This is a genomic window from Streptomyces sp. NPDC057136 (assembly GCF_042670885.1).
Taxonomy (GTDB): Bacteria; Actinomycetota; Actinomycetes; order Streptomycetales; family Streptomycetaceae; genus Streptomyces.
The window spans coordinates 1-22,698 of sequence record NZ_JBHUUV010000014.1 but is presented as its reverse complement, the minus strand read 5'-3'; the positions used below and the strand labels follow the sequence as shown (position 1 = coordinate 22,698).

The following is a 22,698-nucleotide window of genomic DNA, read 5'->3' as shown; positions in this document are numbered from 1 at the left end:
GGCTCGTGCTGCCGGCGGGCACGGCTCTTGTTTCGTTGGGTGCGGGAACTCCCGTTGCCATGCCCATACTCATGCTGAGAGCGGCCACGCTTCCACAAACGATCAGTCGGATCTTCATGACGCCCGTCCTCCCGTGCTCTTCGACATCGACGGTTCACCCGGCCAGAGCGCAGTGCAGGGCCGCGCCGAGTTCGGCGATCTGGTGCTGCGACACCTCGGCGGACAGGATCGCCTGCGATCCGTGGAACGTGCCGGGCCACTGGTGCAGTTCGACCGATACGCCCGCCTGGAGCAGGCGCAGCGCGTACGTGATGTCCTCGTCGCGGTTGGGACAGAACTCCGCGGTGGAGATGTAGGCGGGCGGCAGGCCGGACAGGTCGGCGGCCCGTGCCGGTGCGGCGTACGGCGTGGCGGGCGTGGCGCCCAGGTAGTGCCCCCACGATGCGGTGAGCTTGTCGCGAGTCATCCAGGGCGTGTCCGTGAAGTTCCGCGCCGACCAGGTCTCCTGCCGGTCGTCGAGCTGAGGCTGGTTGAGCAGCTGGAAGCTGATCGGCGGCCCCTGCTCATCGCGCGCCCGCAAGGCAACCGCGGCCGCGATGCCCCCGCCGGCACTGTGACCTCCGACCGCGATCCGTTCCGGGTCGATGCCGAGCTCGGCGGCGTGCTCGGCCGTCCAGGTCAGTACGGCGTAGGCGTCGTCGAGGGCGGCAGGGAACCGGTGCTCGGGGGCCAGGCGGTAGCCCACCGAGATCACCACCGCGCCGGAGCCCTCCGCGAGCCGGGCGGCCCACGGGTGCTCGGTGTCCAGGTCACCCATGACGTATCCGCCACCGTGCATCCAGACGATGACACCCCGCGCCTGGTGCGGGCGATAGATCCGCACCGCCACGTCCGGACCGGCGGGCACCGTGCGGTTCTCGATTTCCAGTCCGGTGGTGTCCGGTAGTGGCATCGCGGTGGCCAGGGCGGCGAAGTTCTTGCGGTCGGTGACCGGGTCGGTCAGATCGGCCCGGGGGAACAACGGGATGAAGGCTTCGAGTTCGGGATCCATGTCGGCCATCCTGCTGGCCGCCACCCGCCGAGATCATCCGCCGTCCGTCGGGTATCGCGCCCGGATCGCGCGCCGATTGGCGCCCTTCCTCGGCGCGCCCAGGAGTTGCTGATGCCGCCGCTGATCAGACGATGCCGGTCAGACCCTCGATCGCCGTCCGCGCCCACTCCTGCGCCCCTACCGCCGTACCGGCCACTACTCCGGTCGCGACGGGGGCCAGCGCTCCCTTGAGCGTGGCAACTGCGCGGCGGAGCCTGCCCGGCTCAGGGGGTTCCGGCCGGCTGATCGTCGCGAGGACCTCTCTGGCTGCCGAATCGGCATCCTCACGGTCCTGATCGGCGAGCCCCGCCTGGGGAAGTTGCCGCAGCAGGTCGGTGACCAGCTCGGCGAGCTTCTCGAAGCCCGGGGCCACGGCACTGTTGTTCTGCTGGTTCTGGGCGACCGTGTCGTTGTTCCAGGCGAACTGGGCGCCGGAGACCTCGGCGTTGAACACCGGCCCGTCGTAGTTGTTGACGTTCTGCGGCTCGTTCATGCGCTGGAACCGTCCTCGTTGTTGGTCTGCTGCTGGATGACTTTGTTGTTGTTCCACGCCACTTGAACCCCGTGGACGTCGCCGTTGAACACCGGGCCGTCGTAGTTGTTGATGATCGTCGGCGGAGGCTCGACCGGCTTTTCGGTCAGCTTGACTACCGGCAGCGACGTGCGGAGGGAGACCAGGTCGACGCGGCCGTTGTCCTGTACGGCCACACCCCGCGCTCCGGTCACGGAACAGTCCACCAGCCGCCCGCTGCACGTGCCGTAGAAGCCTGCACCCGCTGTCGCGCAGTCGACGAACTCGCTGTTCACGACATCCAGACGGGCGGAGTCCGTCCCGCAGAGGCCGAAGCCCTCCGAACCGGTCACAGTGAGGTTCCGCGCGACGAGCCTCCCCTTGCCGAACCCGATGGCCCCACCGGAGCTCACCGCTGTGACGTCACAGTCATGCACGAACAGCTGAGCCTCCTCGCCGACGCCGAAGCCCAGCGCTCCGCGCTCCGCCGACACACCTTTCAACGTGACCCGGGACTGGCCCAGGACCTCCACGGCGGACATGTCGAAATCACGGAACACCGCGTCGGCAATGTCTGCCGTGGTACCGGCGCTACCCCGGGTCTCCACGTGCGACGGGCAGCGCTCGACACGGACCTGCTCGAACACAGCCCTGGCACCGTCGTGGACCCGCAGTGCGACGCTCGTCAGGTCCGCCATCTCGACCCGGGTGAAACGGCCCCTGGCGGCGTCGGTGACGGCTATGCCGACGTTGCCTCGCGAGATGCGGCAGCCGTGAACCTCAGGAGCGCCGCCGTTGGTCGAGAACACTGCGATGTTGCCCGAGTCGAAGACCTCGCAGTCCTCGAACCTGCCACGGCCCGAGGTGTGGACGTTGATGCCGGTGTCGCGGCACTCGGTGAACACACAGCCACGCACCACCGGGTCGGCACCACTCGCCACTGCGATCCCGTGTTGGGCATCGGTGACGCGCGTGCCGTCCACGGAGCCTCTCGACTGCTCGATGAACGCGATTCCCTCCGCGTGCACAGCGTTGATCGTGCAGCCGGTCACGGTGAGCTCCGCCTGCGAGTCCGCGATGACGGCCGCTTTGCCGGTGCCGGTCAGCTCGCATCCGTTGACCTGGGCACGCGCACCGCTGACCCGCACGCCGTGGATCATGCTGCCCCCGATCCAACTGCCCTGGACCGAGACGTACGCACCTTTGATCACCGCGACCGCATTGTCGGTGGCGTCGATGAACCGGCACCGTTCGACGAGCCCGTGCGCCCCGCTGAAGAGGGCTCTGCCATGCAGGATCACGCTGTCCCGCAGCGTCACGGAGGTGTTCGGCCTCGCGTGCACGCTGACGCCGTTGTGCGCCCGGATTTCCGAGTGCTCGAGCACGAGCGTTCCCGTATGGCAGCCCACGACGTCGGCGTCGCGGCCGATCAGCACGAGGCCGTGAACACGAACCGACCCGTGGGCGTCGAGGACGGTACCGAGAGGCCGGCTCACCACCACGGAGCCCGGATCGCCGAGCGCGACCAACTGGACCTCGCCCTGGACGGTGAGCGACTCCTCGTAGCGACCGGGCGAGATCTCGACCAGCGCCGCTCGGCCCCGTGCGGCCGCAGCAGCGAGAGCGGACGTGATGTCGGGGTAAGCGCGACGACCGCCGTGCGGCGAGACGAGGTACCTCGCGACCATTCCCGCCCCCCACGCGCGGCCCACTGGAACTGCCGATATTACCCGAGCAGTTGGGAGCGGTCGGGCTGCTCAGGACGAGCCGACGCCGACGGTCACTTGTTCGCGGTGACGGCTCTCAGTTCGTCGAGCGTGCCCTGGATCAGTTCCGGGAAGTCCTGCTGGTCCGGTTCGATGAGCCATTGTGCGAACGCGACGGCCGGCCTGGGAAACCCACCTTGAGGTTCGTCATCCCTCCTTCGCGTATCCGCTCGCGCCGTCGGTCGCGAGATATCGGCGCACGTGTTCCGCGACCGAGGGGTCCGGACTGTCGGCCGCTTGCTGGGCGGTCTAGGCGGACTCCGGGGAGTTCCTTGCGTTTCCGGTCTCTTGAGCGGACATGAGGGTCCTCCTGATCCCCTGATCGTCTCAGTGCGTGCTGACAAGGCCTTGGGCGAAGCCTCCGTCAACGGCGAACTCCACGTTGGTGGTGAAGGTCGCGTCGGCGGCCAGGAACAGGGCGGCGGTGGCCACCTCTTCGACCGTGCCGTTGCGCTTGAGCGGGGTCGTCTCGTCTCCCTGCCGCTCGAACTCCCGGCGCTCCTCCTCGCTCAGGCCGGCCACGCCCATCGTCGGCGTCTTGATGAATCCCGGGGCGACGGCGTTGACCCGGATCTTGCGCGGCAGCAGCTCGGCCGCCAGGACATGGGCGAACGCGCGCATTGCTTCCTTCGATGCGGAGTAGGCACTCAGGCCGGGGAACACGACGTCGTTGGCGACCGTGGTGAACACCATCGATCCGCCGTCCTTGAGCAGCGGGTCGAGGGCTTGGACAGTGAAGAAGGCGCCCTTGGTGTTGATATCGAAGTGCCGGTCCCAGGAAGCCTCGGTGACCTCCCGGAGCTCGGCGAACTCCGCGATGCCGTGGTTGATGAAGAGGTGGTCGATACCGCCGAGTTCTGCCCGGACGTACTCGGCGAGGGCCGCGATGTCGGCCATGCTCGCCGCGTCGGAACGCACGACGTGCGCGGTCTCGCTCTTCAGCTCCGTCCGTACCTCTTCGAGAGTCTTCTCGCTGCGGCCCGTCAGGACGACCTCGGCTCCCTCGGCCAGGAGCGCCTTGACGATCGCCAGACCCATGCCGTGGGTCCCGCCGGTGACAACAGCCTTCTTGCCCGCGAACCTGCTCATCGTGACTCCCTGTACCTAGCAGTGGTGTGGGGTGCTGAGGTGTTACGGGAAGACCGTGCGGGACGACGCATTCGGTCGCCTTTCGCTCTGCTGTCGGCTGCTGTCTAGGACGCGTACGGCGGGCCGGGGCTGCTGCCCACCGGGCGGTGGCCTGCAATAGGCTGGTCCGATGCGCTTCGGAGTGCTGGGCCCCTTGGCCGTGTGGACCGCGAACGGTGATCTCGTGGTCGTGCCTGACGCGAAGGTCCGTCTGCTGCTGGCCGACCTCCTGGTGGAGCCGGGGCGGGTGGTGTCCTCGGACCGGCTGATCGAGGACCTCTGGGGTGACGGGCTGCCGGCCCGCCCGGTGAGCGCGCTGCAGACTCTCGTGTCCCGGCTGCGTAAAGCCCTGGCATCGGCCGGTGGACGCGAACTGGTGGCGCACCGCCCTCCGGGCTATCTGCTGAAGGCGACTGGCGGCGCGGTGGACGCGGAGCGGTTCTTTTCGCTGGCCGACCAGGCCCGTCGTTTCGCGGATCCCCGGGGGCGGGCCGACCGGTTCGCCCAGGCCCTTGCCCAGTGGCGGGGGCCGGCCTTCGCGGGATTCGAGGACGAGCCGTTCGCCCGCGCGGCGGTGACGCGTCTGGACGAGCAACGACTGCTGGTCTGGGAGGAGTTTGCCGAGGCCCGGCTGCAGCTGGGAGACCATGGCCGACTGGCCGGGGAACTCCAGGAACTGGCGGAACGGCACCCCCTGCGGGAGCGGCTGCGCGAGGCCCACATGCGAGCCTTGTACGGCGCCGGACGGCCGGGCGAGGCCCTCGACGCCTATCAGGATGTGCGCCGTCGACTGGACGAGGGGCTCGGCCTCGAACCGGGCCCCGCAATGGTCGCGCTGCAGCAGGAGATCCTCCGACAGGACCCGGCTGCCCTGCGGCCCGCCCCGGTCACCGGCTCCGGCCCGAGTGCGGAGAGCCTCGGTCCGCGTGACGACACGGCCCGCAGCCGCACCAACCTGCCTGTCCCGGTCACGCCGCTGATCGGACGGTCGCGGGCCGTGGCCGAGGTGGGGGCGCTGCTGACGGTAGAGCGGCTCGTGACCCTGACCGGGCCCGGAGGGGTCGGCAAGACTCGCCTTGCCCTGGAGGCCGCGAGCGGGGCGGCCGAGTCCTTCGCAGATGGCGTGTGGCTGGTGGAATTCTCCGGACTGGTACGTTCCACCAAAGCGGAGTCGGCCGAACCAGTTCCGGCATGGGCATCGGGTGCTGCCTGGACGGTGGACGGGCCTGCCGAGGTGGTGGCTGCTGCTTTGGGCATCCGGGACGACGCATGGGCCGGCGCGTTGTCGGCCACAAGTGTCCAGCCCCTGGCAGAGAGGCTGGCCGACGCCCTGCGCGGCCGCCAACTTCTTCTGGTGCTCGACAACTGCGAGCACGTCGTCGAGACGGTGGCGGGTCTGACCCAGCTGCTGTTGCGGGCTGCGCCGGGGGTGCGCATCCTGACCACCAGCCGGGAGCCACTGGGCGTTTCGGGCGAGCAGCTCTGGCCGGTGCCACCGCTCGACGTACCACTGCCGGGAGCCGAGTCGGCGGACGTGTTGCGATCCAGCGCGGTCCGACTGTTCGCGGCAAGGGCCGCCGCCGCGTCACCGGGATTTGCCGTATCCGACGACAACGCCGAGGTCGTGGCCACGATCTGCCGTCGTATGGACGGGATACCGCTTGCTCTGGAGCTGGCGTCGACGCGGGTCAGGGTCCTCGGCGCGTCTCGGCTCGCCGAGCGCCTCGACGACCGGTTCGGGCTCCTGACGGATGGGCGGCGCGATGCTCCGGCACGCCAGCAGACCTTGCGGGCGGTGATCGACTGGAGTTGGGAGCTGTTGACCGCAGCCGAGCAGACGGTGTTGCGTCGCCTCGCAATCCACTCTGACGGCTGCGACCTGGAGGCCGCCGAGGCGCTCTGCCCCGGGGGTGGGGTGAAGCCCGCCGAGGTCGTCGACCTGCTGGCCCGACTGGTGGACCGGTCCCTGGTGGTCGTCGTCCAACACGCCGACGGGCCTCGCTACCGGCTTCTGGAGTCGGTGGCCGCGTACTGCCAGGACCGGCTCCGGGCGGCCACGGGCGGCACCGCGCACGCCACCGGGACCACCTCGAACGACCGGGCGGTCTCGTCCGAGTACGACCGGCTACGCGGTGCTCACGCCTCTTACTACGTCGCACTGGCCGAGAGGGCCGACATCCACCTGCGCGGTGGCGACCAGCAGCGGTGGCTGCGCCGTCTCGACGCCGAGTCGGCGAACATCCGCGCGGCGCTGGACACCGCGGCCGCGGACGGCGATGCGCGGCTCGCCGGACGGCTGGTCCGGGCAATGGCCTGGTACTGGTTTCTGCGCGGCCGGTTCACGGAGGCGAGACGCTCGATGGCCGAGGCCCTGACCGTCGAGGAGCGGCCCGGGGCGGACCTCGGGGGCAAGATGGAAGGCTCGGACCGCGCGGCCCTCGCCGCCTGGCACGCGGGGATGACGCTGCTGTGCGGTGACCGGACCAGCTCCCGGGAAGAGAGCCGTTCCCCGCTGCGGTTCTACGAGGACATTCGCGACCCGCGAGACCGGGCGGGGGCCGGCTGGTTCCTCGGTTACGCCGCGACGCTGTTCGGCGCCATGGAGGTCGGGGAGGAGCTCGTTCGCCGGTCTCTGGACGAGTTCCGTGCGGCGGGGGACTGCTGGGGCATCGCGGCGGCGCTGAGTGTGCGGGGCGTGCAACGGTACGTTCGCGGGGAATTGGCAGCGTCCCGGGCCGACGGCGAGACGAGTCTTTCGCTGTTCCGTGAGACCGGCGACCGATGGGGTCAACTCCAGGCCACCGGCGTGCTCGGCAGGCTGGCAGAGATCGAGGGCGACTACCGGGCGGCCGAGGCCGGGCATCAGGAGGCCCTGGGCATCGCCGAGGATCTGGGTTTGTGGACCGAGGTATCCACCCGGTGGTCCGAACTGGGCAGGATCGCCCTGTTGGCCGGGGATCACATACGGGCCGAGGAGCTCCACGAGCGGGGCCGACGGGTGGCCGTCGAGCATGGGGACCGGCGGGCACAGGAGTTCGCCGAGACAGGGCTCGCGCTCGGGGCGCGGAGGCAGGGACGGCTCGATGTGGCCGAGGCGTATCTGCGTACCTGGCTGGAGTGGAACCGCCAGTTCGACGCGGAGAACGGTGCCGCCCTGATCCTGGCCGAACTCGGATTCATCGCCGAGCAGCAGGGTGACACCGAAGCGGCTCTGAACCTGCACATGGAGGGCCTGAACGCGGCTCGGAGCACGGGTGATCCAAGGGCGATCGCCCTGGCGTTGGAAGGGCTGGCAGGCGTGTGGCAGCTCGCGGGCCGTCCCGAACTCGCCGCCGGTCTGCTGGGTACCGCCGCCCGGTCGCGAGCCTGGGTGGGCGCACCGTTGCCACCCGCCGAACGCGGCGACGTCAGCCGCATCACAGCCGCCGTACGGAACGCCATGGGCGATGCCGACTTCGCGGCCGCGTTCGCGAGAGACGCGGAAGTGCCGTAGCGCCGCGAACACGACGAGGGCCCGACCGCACGAAATCCGGGCGGAGTCCTCGGCTTGTTCTGAGCGGCGCCCCATCCGCTGAATACTCCGCGGGCGGCGTCGCCAGTCGGGAACGGGTTCTTGCCCTGCTCGTCCTTGAGGGCATTGACTTTCTCGGCCAGGTTCGAACCGTTGATCACGCGTGACCCGTCGCCGGGTTCGCTCCGGGGCCCGAGGGTGGCGTGAATCAGCGCTCTGGGCGGTCGGTCACGTTCCAGTACGGACGCTGGGCGAGGCCTGGCTGCTTTGGCCTCGTCGCCGCTCCTCACCCTTTGAACGCACGCCATGTGCGCCAGATATGGGCGGCAAGACCGGAGGCCCTGCCACCCACTCGGACGACAGGGCCTCTGACCTGCTACTTCTCTGTGCCCCCGGCAGGATTCGAACCTGCGACACCCGCTTTAGGAGAGCGGTGCTCTATCCCCTGAGCTACGAAGGCGGGGTTCTGTCGGAGAGTGTTTCCGAACGTCTGCCGGGTGGGCGGACGACTTCGGGCTTGTCTGGCGACAGGTCGTGGCGGCGCGGCCGGCGAAGGCTGTGCCACCGCCGTAAGTGTAGCGGGTGGTCGCTGATCCGTAGGCGGAGACAGGGGTGCACCGGATACGGCGGTGGGAGCGGGGGCGGCGCGGGGGTGGGTGCCGGGTCAGTGGTTGATGTCGACCACGATGCGGTTCGGGGCCGTGAGCTTGAAGATCTTGTACGAGGAGTAGTCGTCCAGCGCGAGGCCGATGTGGAAGGCCCGTGCCTCGGGGTCGTAGATGTCGGTGCGGCCCTGGCCCTTGAGGCTGGGGAAGTCGTACGTGGCGTACATCGGGCTGGTGTACAGCACCGTGGAGGTGTTGAAGTCGAACGTGGTCGCCGGGGAGAGGTAGATCTTCAGGTACTTGTTGCCCTGGATCGGGACCACGTGTTCGTTCGTCTCGTCGCCGCAGCACGTCAGCGGGGTCGTCTGGGTGCTCGTCGTCCACTCGGGGATCGTGCCCTCGCCCAGGTCGATCACGAAGCGGTCGAAGTCGGGGTGGGTCGCGGCGCGTACGCCGAGTACGCAGATGCCCTGACAGTCCGGCGCGACGGCGACGGCGGCGGAGGCGGCGGAGGCGGCGGAGGCGGTGGTGGGCGGTGCTTCCGGTGTGGCCGCCTGGGCCTGTGGTGCGGCCATGAGCAGGGTGCCGGCCGTGCATGCGACCACCGAAGCCCAGAGGCGGGCGTGTGCCGTGAGAACCATGTGAAGTCCCTTTCCCCGTACCCGAGTTGTCCCGTGACAGTAGAGAAGCGGGGGCAGGGAAATGACCTGCGCATGATCAGTAGGCCGAATTCTGTCGTGATCACCTGCGGGGTTGGGTCAAAGATGTCCGGAAGCGGATTCCCGGGCTCGGGGCGGTGGGGAGGGTGGGACGCCAGGAAGAGTTGGGAGAGAGATCGCAGGTGTGCACTGGCCCGCGGCGGCCCTCGTGCGCCGCCGGGCCGGGGCCGCGATCGGTGTGTGCTCCGGCTCTTGCCGAGCAGAGTAGGAACGCACCTTGAAACGAAGTCTCAGACAGCGGCGGGCGCGGGGGCCGGTGGTCGTCGCGACCGCCGTCGCGCTCCTGGCGACCCTGCCCTCACAGGCCGCTGCCGTAGATCCCAAGATCCCGAAGGGCGCTGCCCAGGGCTGGTCGGCCGACCAGGCGGGCAAGGCCGCGAAGGACGGCGAGCAGCCGGCCGCGGCCATTCCCCCGGAGCGGCGCGCCGCCGTGCAGGGCAAGGGGTTCGCCGCTTCCAAGGACGTGGCGTGGACCACCTCCGGGGACGCGGAGGGCTTCCATGTGCTCGTGGCCGACGCGGCCAAGGGGTACGAGTGGAAGACCGCCGCCACCCTGTCGGAGCCCGGCTTCGAGGCCGACGCCTGGATCGGGAACGCCTGCGTCTCGGAGTCCGGGAAGCTGGCGGCGGTGGCCTATGCGCCCCGTACGTTCACGAACAAGCCCGAGCTGATGGTGCGCGGGGCGTTCACCGCCGTCGTGGACCTGGAGTCGGGGAAGGTCACCAAGCTTCCGTACCAGGCGGCACTGGCGTACTTCTCGCCCGGCTGCGGTACGGGTGAGGACGCGGTCTTCACTCAGCTCTCCCACGACGGGGACAAGCAGTCCGGGACCCGTCTCGTCTCCGTCGACCTCGCCAGTGGCAAGGCCGAGAAGCCGGTGCTGTTCGGCGGCCAGGTGACCTCCGCGGTGCCGACGGCGCAGGGCATCGTGGCGGCCGACGGGGCGCGGCTGATCAGGATCGGCAAGGACGGCAAGAAGAAGACGATCGCCCGCACGGGCAGCGTCCCCTTCCAGCTCCGGGCCGACGGCAACGGCGGCGTCACGTTCATCGAACGGATACCGGGCTCCGCGAAGAAGAAGTCCGACGAGGGCGACAGCCGGGCCCGGCGGGTGACCGCCGGGCAGATCAGGAACGGCGGCGCCCAACCGGCCACCCTGGTCCGCGGCGGCCTGACGGACTGGGACCTGGCGTCCTCCGCCGACGGTACCGTCTACGTCACGGGCGAGGCCAGGACCGAGGGCAAGCTGCCGGGCAGCGTCAAGAACCGGGGCGACCTGGGCAAGGACGCCCGGATCTCCACCCGCGGCGAGGCCGCCGTGGGTACCGCCTGGGCGGCGGGGAAGAAGGCGCCGCTGCGCGCCGAGGCCGAGGGCGAAGCCCGTACGGTCCGCACCGAGCTGCGCGTGATCGGCACGGGGAAGACGGCGGAGCTGGAGGCGCTGCCGGGCGGCAAGCCGCTCGGAGGTGTGAAGGAGCAGGCCGCGGGGACCGCCACGTCGCCCGCGCTGCCCGGGGGCGCAAAGGCCGCGAAGTCCGGCGCGAAGACCGCGGGTGCGGCCAAGGCGTCGGCCACGGTGCTCGCCGGTTCGCCCACCGACCCGGTCGAGGCCGAGCGCACCTGCGCCGTACCGCGTAACGACATCCGCAAGCAGGCGTTCCAGCCGACTCCGCGACAGGTGGAGTGGGCCGTGAACCAGACGGTCGCCGGAACGCTCAACAAGCACGTCTCGCGTGCGTCCAACTGGAAGAACACGGGCATGGCGGCCTACCAGCCGCAGTCCCTGTTCCCGCTGGACCTGATGTACGGGGACACCAACGGCGTACCGGACCGTACCGACGACTGGCACGTCCCGTCGCAGGTCCTGCTCGGTATCACCGCGCAGGAATCCAACATGTGGCAGGCCACCCGCTTCGCCGTTCCGGGTGTCACAGCGAACTCCCTGATCGGGAACTTCTACGGTGTCGACTACGCCCCCGACGGGGAGCAGACGGACCCGTGGCTCATCAACTGGGCCGACGCGGACTGCGGTTACGGCATCTCCCAGGTCACCGACGGCATGCGCCTCGCCGACCAGGGCGTCAAGCTGAGCAAGACCCAGCAGGAGGCCGTCGCGCTCGACTACACGGCGAACATCGCCGCCGGTGCGAACATCCTCATCGACAAGTGGAACCAGACCGCGAAGACCGGGCTGACCGTCAACAACGGCCACCCGCGGTACATCGAGAACTGGTTCTTCGCCCTGTGGGCCTACAACTCGGGCTTCTACGAGAAGGGCGGCGACCCGGCGGGCGGCGACGAGCACTGGGGCGTCGGCTTCACCAACAACCCGGCCAACCCGATCTGGAAGTACAACCGGACTCCGTTCCTGGAGAACGCGGACGGCGCGGACGACTACTCGCACGCCGCGCACCCGCAGGACTGGCCGTACCAGGAGAAGGTCATCGGCTGGGCCGCCCGTCCCATCGCGGCGATGTTCGGCCCCGGTGACATCCAGGCCGGCTACCGCCCCGCGTGGTGGACCAACAACGGTTACCGCACGGCCGCCAAGCCGCCGATCGACCTGTTCTGCACCATGGAGAACAACGACTGCTACGCGGGCCGTATCGGTGACGGTGACTCCAACGACCCCGGTCAGGGCGCCTGCACCCTCGACGAGGGGAACAAGGACACCAACCCGCACTGGCTGCACTGCTGGTGGAACACCTCGGTGGAGTGGAAGGACTGCACCACCTTCGCGATGTGCGGCAACGCCGTCCATCGGTTCAACGACACGTATGTCGAACAACCGGACGCGAACTCCTACCCGCCGCAGTGCGGGATGGGCGGTCTGCCGGCCGGGGTCAAGATCGTCGAGGACATCCCCTACGGCGCCATGCCGGCGGGGAGTGCGAGCAGATCGTGCGGTGCCTCCACATCGGCCGGGAAGTTCGAGTTCAGCTTCACCGGGTGGAACGGCACGTATCCAGGAAAGATGGACCTGCACCAGATCGGGGCGGGCGACAACAACCACTTCTGGTTCTCCCACACCAGGGACAAGACCACCGCCGACGGCAGCCGGCTGTTCACCACCGGCAAGTGGACGCTGGACGAGTCGGCCATCGGCTGGACCAGGGTCCTGGTCCATATGCCCGACCATGGCGCGCACACCCGCCAGGCCGCCTACGTCGTGGGCGGTACGGACTCCGATTCGCCGGTACGCGTGGTGCCACAGCGCACCCGTGAGAACCGCTGGGTGAGCCTGGGAGTCTTCCGCTTCACCGGCACGCCCACGGTCTCCCTGTCCACGCACACCGCGGACGGCGGCAGCGGGGAGGACGTGGCCTGGGACTCCGTCGCGTTCCAGAAGCTGCCCGGAAAGCCGAAGCACCAGATCGTGGCCATGGGCGACTCCTTCTCCTCGGGCGAGGGCGCATCCGACGGCAACGCGGACTACTACAAGGAGACCAACTACCGGGACTCCCAGAACGAGGAGACCCGCAACGCCTGCCACCGCTCCAAGAAGGCGTGGTCGCGCCAGGCCAAGACACCGGGGGCGTTCGCATCCGTCGGTGAGCTCGCGGACAGCTGGGACGCGAGCATGGACTACCACCTGATCGCCTGCTCGGGTGCGCGGACGTACAACATCCTGAAGCACCCGGAGAACGGCGAGCTGCCGCAGATCGACAAGGGGTATCTGGACCAGAACACGAGCCTGGTCACGATCTCCATCGGCGGTAACGACTCGCGGTTCTCCGATGTCATCCAGAAGTGCCTGATCTCGTTCGGATCGGGCAGCTGCGAGACGAAGGCGTTCGAGTCGCACGAGCCGAAGATCGACCGTGACGTCGACGGGAACGGCACGATCGAGACCAACAGGGACGGCCCCTACCAGGGGCGCGAGATGCAGGAGGCGCTGCCTCTGCTGATCACCCAGGTGGTGAAGACGGACATCGGCGCCGTCATGGACCGCATTCACAGCAAGGCGCCCAACGCCAAGATCATGCTCATGGGCTACCCGAAGCTGATCTCGGCCGACGCCGGCTGCTTGCGGCTCGGCCCGCTCGGACTCTCCAAGGAGTCCAACGACTGGCTCAACTTCATCGCCGCGCATCTCACCAGCGAGATGAAGGACGCCGCGCTGCTGGCCCGGGGCAGGGGCATCGACGCACGGTTCTCCGACCCCACGACGAACTTCGAGGGCAAGGGAGTCTGCGGCGATCCGGAGAGCATTCACGGCATGGTCAAGACGCTGACCGACAGCGACAACACGATCAAGGACTGGCCGATCCTGCGGGACTACGGCCTCTCCGCGCAGTCCTTCCACCCGAAGATCGGGGGCGCCCGGCTGTACGCGGACGCCATGGAGTGGACGATCGACGGCTGGGTCTAGCCCAGTAGTTGAAGGGAGCCGGCCGGGGATGTCCCCGGTCGGCTTCTCCGTGCGGCTACTTGCCCGGGACGGTGTGGTAGCCCGCGTTCAGCGTCCACTCGAACAGCGTGCCCCCGCGCTTCCGGAGGTCGGGCAGGGTGACGTCGGCGGGCTCCGAGACACAGCGGCTGTAGACCGTCGGGCGCGTGGCACAGGGGTCCGGGTGCTTCAGCTTCTCGCTGTTGCCGGCCACGTCCCAGGACAGCTGCTCCCCACCCGTGAGGCTTGCGATCGACGGCCGGTAGGCGTGCGGGCTCTCGTAGGTCTTCTCCTCGTAGTAGCGCAGGGCGCCCCGGATGGATTCCGAGTTCCAGACGGTGGGGGTCTTCATGGTCCCCAGCTCCCGCAGCACCTCCTGTACGGGGCGGTCCACGACGAAGTACAGGTGCAGCCGCATCAGACAGTTCATGGCGGTCCGCTCCGGCGGATTCGGGTCGAAGTAGTTCTTGCCCGCGCCCCGCGCGCACGTGTCCACCACGGTGGTACGCAGAGCGGGGCCCCATGGGGATGCCTTGCCGATCTCCTCGGCCCTGGCACGCAGTTCGCGCTCGGTGCGCTCGCGCTTCTGGCGTACCTCGTCGGAGGTGGCGATTCCCTTGAGCTTGCTCTGGCTCGGGCCGCCGGAGCAGGCGCCGACGCCGGCCAGCAGGAACACGAAGAGCAGGGATGCGGCCTGGCCGGACCGCCGGCGTAAGCGTGAAGTCATAAGACGAGTCTCCTCCAAGGCCGGAACAGGCCGGAACATGACAGGGCGGCGGACCGGTCCGGTGGCCGGTCCGCCGCCCTGGGTTCGGGGTGGGGTGTCCGCTACTTGAGTGCCAGGCTGTGGTTCGATCCGGTGGCGATCGCGGTCACGCCCGAAGTGGCGGCGGTCGGCACGGAGTTGGCTCCGGGCGCGGTGCCGCCCCAGGCGATGACCTTGCCGTTCTTCAGCGCGAGGCTGTGGGACATGGCGGCGGCGATGGCTGTCACGCCCGACTGGGCCGCGGTCGGCACGGCGACGTGGTCGCTGTCGCCCCAGGCGATGACCTGGCCGTTCTTGAGTGCCAGGCTCTGCGAGAACCCGGCCGCGACAGCGGTCACCCCGGTGGTGGCCGCCGTGGGGACCGTGTTCTGACCGGCGTAGTTGTCACCGCCCCAGGCGATGACCTTGCCGTTCTTGACCGCCAGATTGTGGAAGTTCCCGGCGGACATCGCGGTCACTCCGGACTGGGCCTCCACCGGCACATTGAGGTCGCCCCCAAGATTCGAGCCGCCCCAGGCGATGACCTTGCCGTTCTTCAGTGCCAGGCTCCGGTCACCGCTGGCGGCGATGGACGTCACACCGGACTGGGCCTCGACCGGGACGTTCAGCTGGCCGCGGGCGTTGCTGCCCCAGGCGATGACCTTGCCGTCCTTGAGCGCGAGGCTGTGGTCGTAGCCGCCCGCGACGGCGGTCACGCCGGACTGGGCCTCGGTGGGGACGTAGATCTTGTTCGTCGTGCAGTCGGTGACCTGCCAGCAGACCCAGGTGCCCCACATGAGCACCTTGCCGTTCTTGATCGCGAGGCTGTGGTAATCGCCCGCGTCGATGGCGGAGACCCCCGACTGCGCCTCGGCGGGAACGGTGGCCTCCCCCCAGTTGTTCTCGCCGGCGGTCCAGGCCAGGACGGTGCCGGTCGCGGCGGCGCTCCCGGTCGTCGCGTGGGCCGGTGCGGCGCCCAGGGTGATCAGCAGGCCCGCCCCGACGGCGGCCGCCAGTCGCAGCGAGACGCCCGTGCGCGGGCGCGAAGTACTCGGCATATCAAGGTCCTTGTCAGATAAAGGGTGTCAAAAAGTGGCGAAGGCCGGCCCCCGGAGAAGGGGCCGGCCCGTCCCGTGGGGGGTTCGGTCAGCGGCGCGGGCTGAACGAGATCACATCGCCCGCCCGCTCACCGCCGGAGAGCTGGCCGTTGCGGTCGGTGCGGATGTAGACGCGGTGCAGCCACCGGTCCTTGCCGTCCCACCGCGGCGAGAACGGTGTACGGGCGTGCGTCGTACGGAAGTTGTCGATGATGAGTACGTCACCGGGGACCAGGCTGACTTCCTCGGTCACGTCGTCGAGAGCCGCGGACAGCGCCGCCACGGCTTCCTTGTCCGCGGGGTCCTCCGGGGCGAGGAGCTCACGGTCGTAGCCCAGCAGCGGGTCCTTCTCGTCGCCGTACAGCGGCTTGACCTCGGCGATGGCCCCCGGGTCCTCCACCCCGCCGCGGAACGCCACGTCGACCATGCACGGCATCTTGCGGTCGAAGAGGCGCGTGCGCACCTCGTCCGAGAGCAGCGGCAGCGCCTTGCGGACCGAACCGACCAGGGTCTTGGCCTTGCGCTCGTGGTCGGCGCGGGAGCAGGCGAGCATCACGTAGTTGGGCTGGAGGATGTGGTACGCCATCTCCGTGTGGAACTCCAACAGTGTCTCGGAGGTCTCCGAGGACAGGTGATGGGCACCCGGCGACGGATACACGTCGTGGTAGACGGTGCCCGAGCGGAGCTCCTGGTAGCCCGTGTGGAGTCCGAGCCTGCGCCCGACGAGCGCGAGCATCGCCTCCATGGACAGCAGCCCACGGTCCACCGGGGCGGGGGTGCTGGTCGGGGTGGCGGGCAGGGCGTCGCCCTGGTCCACCGGAAGCCCGCGCAGCAGCAGATAGCCGTCGTTGTTGCCGTCGGCGTTGAACGCGTCGAGCGTGGCGCCCAGATGCTGGGGCAGCTCCACCGAATGCTGCTTCGCGGTGTCCAGGAAGGCGTACAGATCGGCGCGCGGGACCTTCGGCAGCCGCGCGGCGAGCGCGCGGAGCTGATCGCCGTCCCGTGTGCAGTCGATGATCGGTTCGGTCATGGTGCGTTGTCTCCTTCGCTTCTGGGGCGATGGGCGCGGGCGTACTGGTAGAGCAGTTCCGCGCCGATCTCGGTGGCCAGGACGGAGGTGATCCCCGCGTGGTCGTAGAGCGGGGAGACCTCCATGACGTCGAAGCCGACCGGTTTGAGGTCCCCGATGCAGCGCAGCAGCGCGAGGACCTCGCGGGAGGTCAGTCCTCCCGGGGCCGGGGTGCCGGTGCCCGGGGCGAACGCCGGGTCGAGTACGTCGATGTCCACCGAGACGTACACAGGACGCTTGCCGACCCGTTCGCGTACGAGGTCGGCCGTCCGGGCCACGGGGTTGTCGGCGAACTCGTCGGCGGTGACGATCCGGACGCCGTGCCCGCGGGCGTAGTCGAGCGAGTCCGGCTTCGGGTTGTGGCCGCGGATGCCGATCTGGACCATCGCCGACGGATCGATGATCTTCTCGTCGATGGCGTGCCGGAACGGGGTCCCGTGATGGAACTCGCCGCCGTAGAACGCCGGGTTGGTGTCGGAGTGCGCGTCCAGGTGCACCACCGCCACCGGACCGTGCTGGTCGGCGACCGCCCGGAGTGCGGCCAGGGTCAGCGAGTGGTCGCCGCCGAGCATCAGGAACGCCGCGTTGTCCGCCAGCACCGCCTTGAGGTGCTGCTCGGCCGTCTCCATGGCGATATGCATGTTGAACGGCGTCAGGTCGATGTCCCCGGCGTCCGCGCACCGGATGAGATCGAAGGTCCCCGGGCCCCGGTCGATGCCGACACCGTGGATGAGCCCCGACTCGTTGCGGATGGCGCGCGGGCCGAAGCGGGCGCCCGGACGGTAGCTGGTGCCTCCGTCGTAGGGGGCGCCGATGACCACCACGTCGTAACCGCTCGGCTCGGTGTCGTGCGGGAGCCGCATGAAGGTGGGGATCTGTGCGTAACGGGGCGAGACATGCGAATCGATGCGCTGCACTGGTTCACTCCCCTTCCGGAGCCGGCCGGTGACCGGGGACGGGCGCGGCGTGCAGCTGCGGAGAGCCCGCGGGCCGTCGCGCGGACGGTACGGAGCGGCGCTCCTCGAGCTGGGCCGCCACCTCGCCGACCACGTCCCAAGTGGAGACGTGGTCCGGGTGCTCGCCGTTGACGACGGTGCGGTCGAACAGCTCCTGCACGACCTGCCGTTTGGCGCTGGGTATGGACTCCTCCGGTACGCCGTGCTCCGTGAGGATCAGGCTGAAGGCGGAGGTGGTGCCGGACCCCTCGTGCACACCGAGCTTGGGCCGGGTGACGGTCTCGTGCGGCAGCAGCTCGGTCATCGCGGCACGCAGCACCCACTTGTCACGCCCGTATCGGCGCTTGAGCCCGGCCTCCAGGGAGACCAGGTGGTCGAGCACCTCACGGTCCCAGTACGGGTGCGTGGTCCAGTGCCCGTACATCGTCGACAGCACCGGCGACATCTCGTTGAGACCGTCGAAGGTGGCCATGTCGTACGCCACCGCCGAGTCCAGGTCCGGCAGCCGGTCCTCGCGGTGCATTCCGGCGAGCGGGATGTCGGCCCCGTACCCGGTGAGGATGCGGCGCTGCGGTCCCTTGAGCGTCCCGTAGAGGGAGTTGAGGGGCAGCAGGTACTCGATGATGTCCGGGTCGAGCGACTCCGCGGACCAGACGGTGTGCGGCAGCCGGCCGAGCAGGTCCGAGGTCTGCAGCGTCAGTTCGCGGTGGTGCGAGCCGAGGTGGTTCGCCACGACGCGGGCCTGCGGGAACTCGTCCGAGGTCTCGGTCCCCATCGACACCGTGTCCAGGGCGCCGGCGGCCCGGTGCGCGAGCGCCGCGACCCCGGAGGAGTCGATGCCGCCGGAGAGCACCACGAGCGGAGGCCCGTCCGGGCCCAGCCGGGAGCGGACGGCGGTGTCCAGGACGTCGCGCAGCGACTGGACCGCCTCGTCCTCGTCGACGATGCGGCGGGACAGCGTCGGTGCCCATGTGCGGTGGGCGTCGGTGGTGCCGGTCTTGAGGTCGATGGCCAGCACCGTGCCGGCCGGTACCTGGTAGACCCCGGCAAGACGCCGTACCCGGCGGGCGGACGGGACCGGCAGGCCCATCGGTCCGCCGTGTCCGGCCAGCGTCTTGGCCTCGGTCGAGGCGAAGACCTCGCCGCGTCCCGGCCGGATGTACAGGGGGACGGAGCCGGCGTGGTCGGTCGCCAGGTAGACGCACTGTCCGGTGGCGACGACTGCGGCGAACCGGCCGTTGACGAGGCGGAACGCGTGGATTCCGTACCGGTGGAACAGTTGGAGCAGCAGTTGCGCGTCGCCGGTGTCGGCTTCGGAGGACGGGAGTGACGGGAGTACGGACCGGAGGTCGTCCCCGTTGTAGATCTCACCGACGGCCAGCACGGCGATGTCCGTGTCGCGGGCGACCGCGGGCTCGGGGGAGATGGCGGGGGCATGGACCAGCGACGCGGTGACGGTCTGCGTCTGCAGACGTTCGCGGACGCCGGTGCTCGTGCCCTGGGTGGCGTGGGCCGCACCGAGGACCCGGTCTCCGTCCAGCTGGGCGGAGACCAGGAATCCGTAGGCGGCAGGAGACTCCTGCGCTGACATGATCAGATGCTCAGTGCCCCGAAGCCACCGGTCGTGAAGTCATAGTTGACCGGTACTTCGATGAGGAAGGGACGGCCCAGCTCGGCTCCCTTGCGCAGCGCGGCGAGCAGTTCCTCGCGCGAGGTCGCACGGGTCGCGTCGACACCGTTCGCCTCCGCGAGGGCGACGAAGTCGACGCTGCCGAACTTGACCGCCGGGTCGTGGCTGCGGCGGTGGCCGAGGTTCTGGTAGAGCTCGATGAGACCGTTGGTGTCGTTGTTCACGACGACGGTGACGATCGGCAGGTTGAGACGGGCGATCGTCTCCAGGTCGGCGCTGTTGGAGTGGAAGCCGCCGTCGCCCGCGATGAGGAAGGTGGGCTCGCCGGGGCGGGCCATCTGGGCGCCGATGGCCGCCGGGATGCCGTAGCCGAAGCTGGAGCAGCCGGCCGAGGTGAGGAAGCCGAACGGCTGGTCCGCGCGGGCGAACAGCACCCCGTAGTGACGGAAGAAGCCGATGTCGGAGACGATCGTGCCGCGGCCCGGACCCGCTGCCTCGGCCATGACCTCGTTCATGGAGTCCATGACCTGGTGGACGCGCATGCCGTCCTCGTACTCGCTCGGGTCGGCGAGGAACTCCGCGATCCGTGCGCGCAGCGGGGCGATGTCGTGCCGGTCCTTCGCGGCGAGGTCGGCTGTGGCCGCGTCGACGTGCTCGACGAAGGCCAGCACGTCGGTGACGACGTCGATGGTCGGGCGGTACACCCGGGGGATCGGGTTCGGGGTGGGGGAGATGCGGACGGTCTTCTTCTCCTGGCCGCGGGCCCACATCGAGGGCCGCAGGTCCTCGGCGTAGTCGTAGCCGACGGTGAGGACGACGTCCACCGGGGCGAACAGGGTCTCCAGGGCCGGGAAGCCGAGGATGCCGTCCATGTAGCCGGTGACGGCACCGTAGTTGAGCTCGTGCTCGTGCGGCAGGATGCCCTTGGCGATGTACGTCGTGATGACCGGGATGTTCAGCCGCTCGGCCAGGGCGCGGATGGCGTCCACGGCGCCGGAGCGGATGGCCGCAGCACCGACGGCCAGGACCGGGTGCTTGGCACCGCGCAGCAGCTCGACGGCCTCGTCGGCGGCGCTCTTCCAGTCGGCGTCGACCATGCCGGTGGGCTTGGCCGGGGTGCGGGCCGGCGGGCGGCCTTCGAGGTCGATGCCCTCGCTGGAGCCCAGCAGGTCGACCGGCAGGGAGATGAAGGAGGGGCCGACCGGCTCGGTCATGGCCGCCGACACCGCGGAGTCCACCAGGTCGGTGATCTCGTGCGGGCGCTCCAGCTCAACGGCGTACTTCGTCATCGGCTTCGCGATGGCGACCAGGTCGAGGCACTGGTGGGTGTCGTTGGGGAAGATGTCGTGGGACTCGGACTGGGCGGCCAGCGCGATGACCGGCGAGCGGTCCAGGATCGATGTGGCGATGCCCGTGGAGAGGTTCGTCATTCCGGGGCCGAGCGTCGCCCAGCATGCCTGCGGGCGGCCGCTGATACGGGCGAGCACATCGGCGGCGACACCGGCGGTGAACTCGTGCCGGGTGAGCACGAACTCGATCCCCTCGACCTCGTCGAAGAGGATCGAGGCGGCCTCGCGGCCGACGACGCCGAAGACCTTGTCCACACCGTGCTCGTGCAGCCGGGTCAGCAGTGCGTGGGCAGCTGTCGGTTCGTTCTTGGGGCCGGTCGATACGCGGGACATGGGTCTCCTGGTCGTTCAGCGATGGGTAAGACCTGAGAACCGTGACGGTCGCCGCTCTTCGCCCGCTCTCTTCCAGATATCCGAGGAGGGGACGGAGAGAGGGCGGAGACGGGCGGGAGTGACGCGCCCCGAACTCTGATGCGGAAAGCCGGCCCCCCTGAGCCGGTCGGTCTCAATCAAAAAGGATGTCCACGGTGCCTTTTGAGCGAGTTTTGGCGTCTGTTCCCGTTCCGCCGGCGCAGTTTCCCTTTTCCCGTGCGGACCTGCGGCTTCTGGACACGGTGGCGGGATGCGGAGACCTCGCCGAGGTGGCCCGGAGGCTCGGTCTGCGCCAGGGATCGGTCGAGCGGAGGCTGGACCGGCTGGACAAGGACGTGGACCTGGCGCTGACCCGGCGCGGCTGTCATTCCGCGCAGCTGACCGCGGCCGGTTCCCGGCTGCTCGTGGCCGGGCGCCGCTTCTTCCGACAAGTCGACCTGGCCGCCCGTACGGAGATATTCGGCAGCGGACCGGAGGCCCTGGACGCCCCGGACGTACTGTCGATCGCCTCCGCCGAACCGCTGCTGGAGGACGTGGTCGAGGACGCGGCGGCCACGCTGGGGGTGCTGCTGTCCATCAGCCACGACACCCCGCACGGGGCGCTGCGGCAGCTGGCCGACTTCTCCGTGGACGCCGTGCACACCTGGGGTTTCGACGCCCCGCACGCCCCGCACGCCTCGGTCGACCGGGCGGTACGGGTGTACGACGTGCTCGACGACGCGCTGTGGGTCACGCTGCCGTCCGGTCACCCGCTGGCCGACCGGGAATCGCTCGCGCTGGCCGATCTGCTGGACGAGAACTGGGTGAGCGAGGCGGGGCCCGGGTCGGAGGTGCTGGTCGAGCGCGTCTTCCACGCCGCGGGTCTGCCCAAGCCTGCGCGGCTCCAGGTGGCCGGGGCCTCGGTCGTGCGGGGCATGCTGCACCGGGGGGATGCCGTCGGCCTCGGTTCGCCCACGGGACCGGCCCTGCATACGCCGAACCTGGTGCGCCGGTCCGTCGTCGAACGCCCCCGCCGCACCTGCTCGCTGATCGTCGACCCGGCCGTGGTGCCGGGGGCGCTGGCCGAGCAACTGGCCACGCTGCTCACGGCCCGCTATCTGGGGCGGTTCGCCGAGCACCATCAGGACATGCTCCGCGACCCCTGGTGGGCCCAGTGGTACGGGGCGCAGCTGGACCGCCAGGACGCGGGCGCCGCCCCGGCCGCGCAAACGTCACCGGGCGCTGCGTCGTCGTCGGAAGCCGGGGCGGAATCAGGGCCGGAATCCGGGTCCGAATCCGGGCAGCTCGATGTCGAGGATCTGCATCTGCTGCGCGCGGTCGCCCAGCACGGCAGCATCAACCGGGCGGCGGCGGTGCTGTCCATCAGCCAGTCCGCCCTGACCCGCCGGATTCATCGGCTGGAATTCCGGCTGGGCGCCAGGCTGCTGCTGCGCAGTTCCCGTGGGACTTCGCTGACCAGCTCCACCCGGCAGTTCCTGCGCCAACTGGACGCGTTCGAGACGGAGTTCCACGGGGCGGGCATCGCGGCCCGCCGGAGCACGGGCCGGCCGGTGCCGCACCGCCGGTGGACGAAGGCGGGCTAGGGCCTGTCCGGCGGCCGCTGAGATACGGGCCGGCCGCGGCGGAGCCTCCCCCGCCGCGGCCGGCCGTCACAGCTCGGGTCTTTCGTTTGGATCAGGCCGGATCAGGGAGCGGGGTCTGGTGCGTGCAGCTGCAAGGCGGAGGATTGAGGCATGGCGAATGGGGCCTCCCCTGCTCGA

The 22,698-nt window shown here is 69.7% G+C and carries 13 protein-coding genes, 1 tRNA gene and 1 pseudogene; 3 read left to right on the top strand and 12 right to left on the bottom strand.

Annotated features, from left to right (window positions below):
- Positions 1-154: 154 nt before the first annotated feature.
- The 4 genes from ACFT7S_RS18580 to ACFT7S_RS18565 form a co-directional block, all read right to left on the bottom strand.
- Entirely contained in the window at positions 155-1,051 is an 897-nt protein-coding gene (locus ACFT7S_RS18580) for an alpha/beta hydrolase (protein ID WP_382732908.1), read from the bottom strand.
- Between the two features lie 124 nt (positions 1,052-1,175).
- Positions 1,176-1,583: a hypothetical protein gene (locus tag ACFT7S_RS18575; protein WP_382732905.1), complete on the bottom strand. Its 408-nt coding sequence runs from the start codon at positions 1,581-1,583 to the stop codon at positions 1,176-1,178.
- Complete coding sequence (locus ACFT7S_RS18570) at positions 1,580-3,289, bottom strand: right-handed parallel beta-helix repeat-containing protein (protein WP_382732903.1); 1,710 nt, start codon at positions 3,287-3,289, stop codon at positions 1,580-1,582. The genes ACFT7S_RS18575 and ACFT7S_RS18570 overlap by 4 nt, the downstream gene beginning before the upstream one ends.
- A gap of 405 nt (positions 3,290-3,694) precedes the next feature.
- Complete coding sequence (locus ACFT7S_RS18565) at positions 3,695-4,456, bottom strand: SDR family oxidoreductase (RefSeq protein WP_382732901.1); 762 nt, start codon at positions 4,454-4,456, stop codon at positions 3,695-3,697.
- 169 nt (positions 4,457-4,625) lie between these two features.
- On the opposite strand from ACFT7S_RS18565, the gene ACFT7S_RS18560 reads away from it, so the two are divergent.
- Positions 4,626-7,988, top strand: a complete 3,363-nt coding sequence (locus ACFT7S_RS18560; RefSeq protein ID WP_382732898.1) for a BTAD domain-containing putative transcriptional regulator — start codon at positions 4,626-4,628, stop codon at positions 7,986-7,988.
- Between the two features lie 405 nt (positions 7,989-8,393).
- Here ACFT7S_RS18560 and ACFT7S_RS18555 read toward each other — a convergent pair.
- Together ACFT7S_RS18555 and ACFT7S_RS18550 are read right to left on the bottom strand one after the other, a co-directional pair.
- Positions 8,394-8,466, bottom strand: a tRNA-Arg gene (locus ACFT7S_RS18555).
- A gap of 204 nt (positions 8,467-8,670) precedes the next feature.
- A complete protein-coding gene (locus ACFT7S_RS18550) occupies positions 8,671-9,252 on the bottom strand; it encodes a hypothetical protein (RefSeq protein WP_382732895.1) in 582 nt (193 codons plus the stop codon).
- Positions 9,253-9,547: 295 nt separating this feature from the next.
- Here ACFT7S_RS18550 and ACFT7S_RS18545 point away from each other — a divergent pair, with 295 nt between their 5' ends.
- On the top strand, positions 9,548-13,702 hold the full coding sequence (locus ACFT7S_RS18545; RefSeq protein ID WP_382732892.1) for a NocE: 4,155 nt from the start codon (positions 9,548-9,550) through the stop codon (positions 13,700-13,702).
- 55 nt (positions 13,703-13,757) lie between these two features.
- Here the strand turns inward: ACFT7S_RS18545 and ACFT7S_RS18540 are convergent, their stop codons facing one another.
- The 6 genes and pseudogenes from ACFT7S_RS18540 to ACFT7S_RS18515 all read right to left on the bottom strand — a co-directional run bounded on the left by ACFT7S_RS18540 (position 13,758) and on the right by ACFT7S_RS18515 (position 20,899).
- A complete protein-coding gene (locus ACFT7S_RS18540; RefSeq protein ID WP_382732890.1) occupies positions 13,758-14,447 on the bottom strand; it encodes a hypothetical protein in 690 nt (229 codons plus the stop codon).
- A 101-nt stretch (positions 14,448-14,548) separates the two neighbouring features.
- On the bottom strand, positions 14,549-15,523 hold the full coding sequence (locus ACFT7S_RS18535; protein ID WP_382732887.1) for an RCC1 domain-containing protein: 975 nt from the start codon (positions 15,521-15,523) through the stop codon (positions 14,549-14,551).
- 88 nt (positions 15,524-15,611) lie between these two features.
- Positions 15,612-16,592: a clavaminate synthase Cs1 gene (cs1, locus tag ACFT7S_RS18530; protein ID WP_382732884.1), complete on the bottom strand. Its 981-nt coding sequence runs from the start codon at positions 16,590-16,592 to the stop codon at positions 15,612-15,614.
- Positions 16,589-17,548, bottom strand: a complete 960-nt coding sequence (speB, locus tag ACFT7S_RS18525) for an agmatinase (protein ID WP_382732881.1) — start codon at positions 17,546-17,548, stop codon at positions 16,589-16,591. Before speB ends, cs1 begins: the two co-directional genes overlap by 4 nt.
- 115 nt (positions 17,549-17,663) lie before the next feature.
- Positions 17,664-19,178 (bottom strand): annotated as a pseudogene (locus ACFT7S_RS18520) (asparagine synthase-related protein); the annotation flags it as partial.
- A gap of 2 nt (positions 19,179-19,180) precedes the next feature.
- Positions 19,181-20,899 (bottom strand): thiamine pyrophosphate-binding protein, encoded by a 1,719-nt coding sequence (locus ACFT7S_RS18515; RefSeq protein ID WP_382732879.1) that lies wholly within the window; start codon positions 20,897-20,899, stop codon positions 19,181-19,183.
- A gap of 281 nt (positions 20,900-21,180) precedes the next feature.
- On the opposite strand from ACFT7S_RS18515, the gene ACFT7S_RS18510 reads away from it, so the two are divergent.
- Positions 21,181-22,521 (top strand): LysR family transcriptional regulator, encoded by a 1,341-nt coding sequence (locus ACFT7S_RS18510; RefSeq protein WP_382732876.1) that lies wholly within the window; start codon positions 21,181-21,183, stop codon positions 22,519-22,521.
- Positions 22,522-22,698 lie beyond the last annotated feature (177 nt).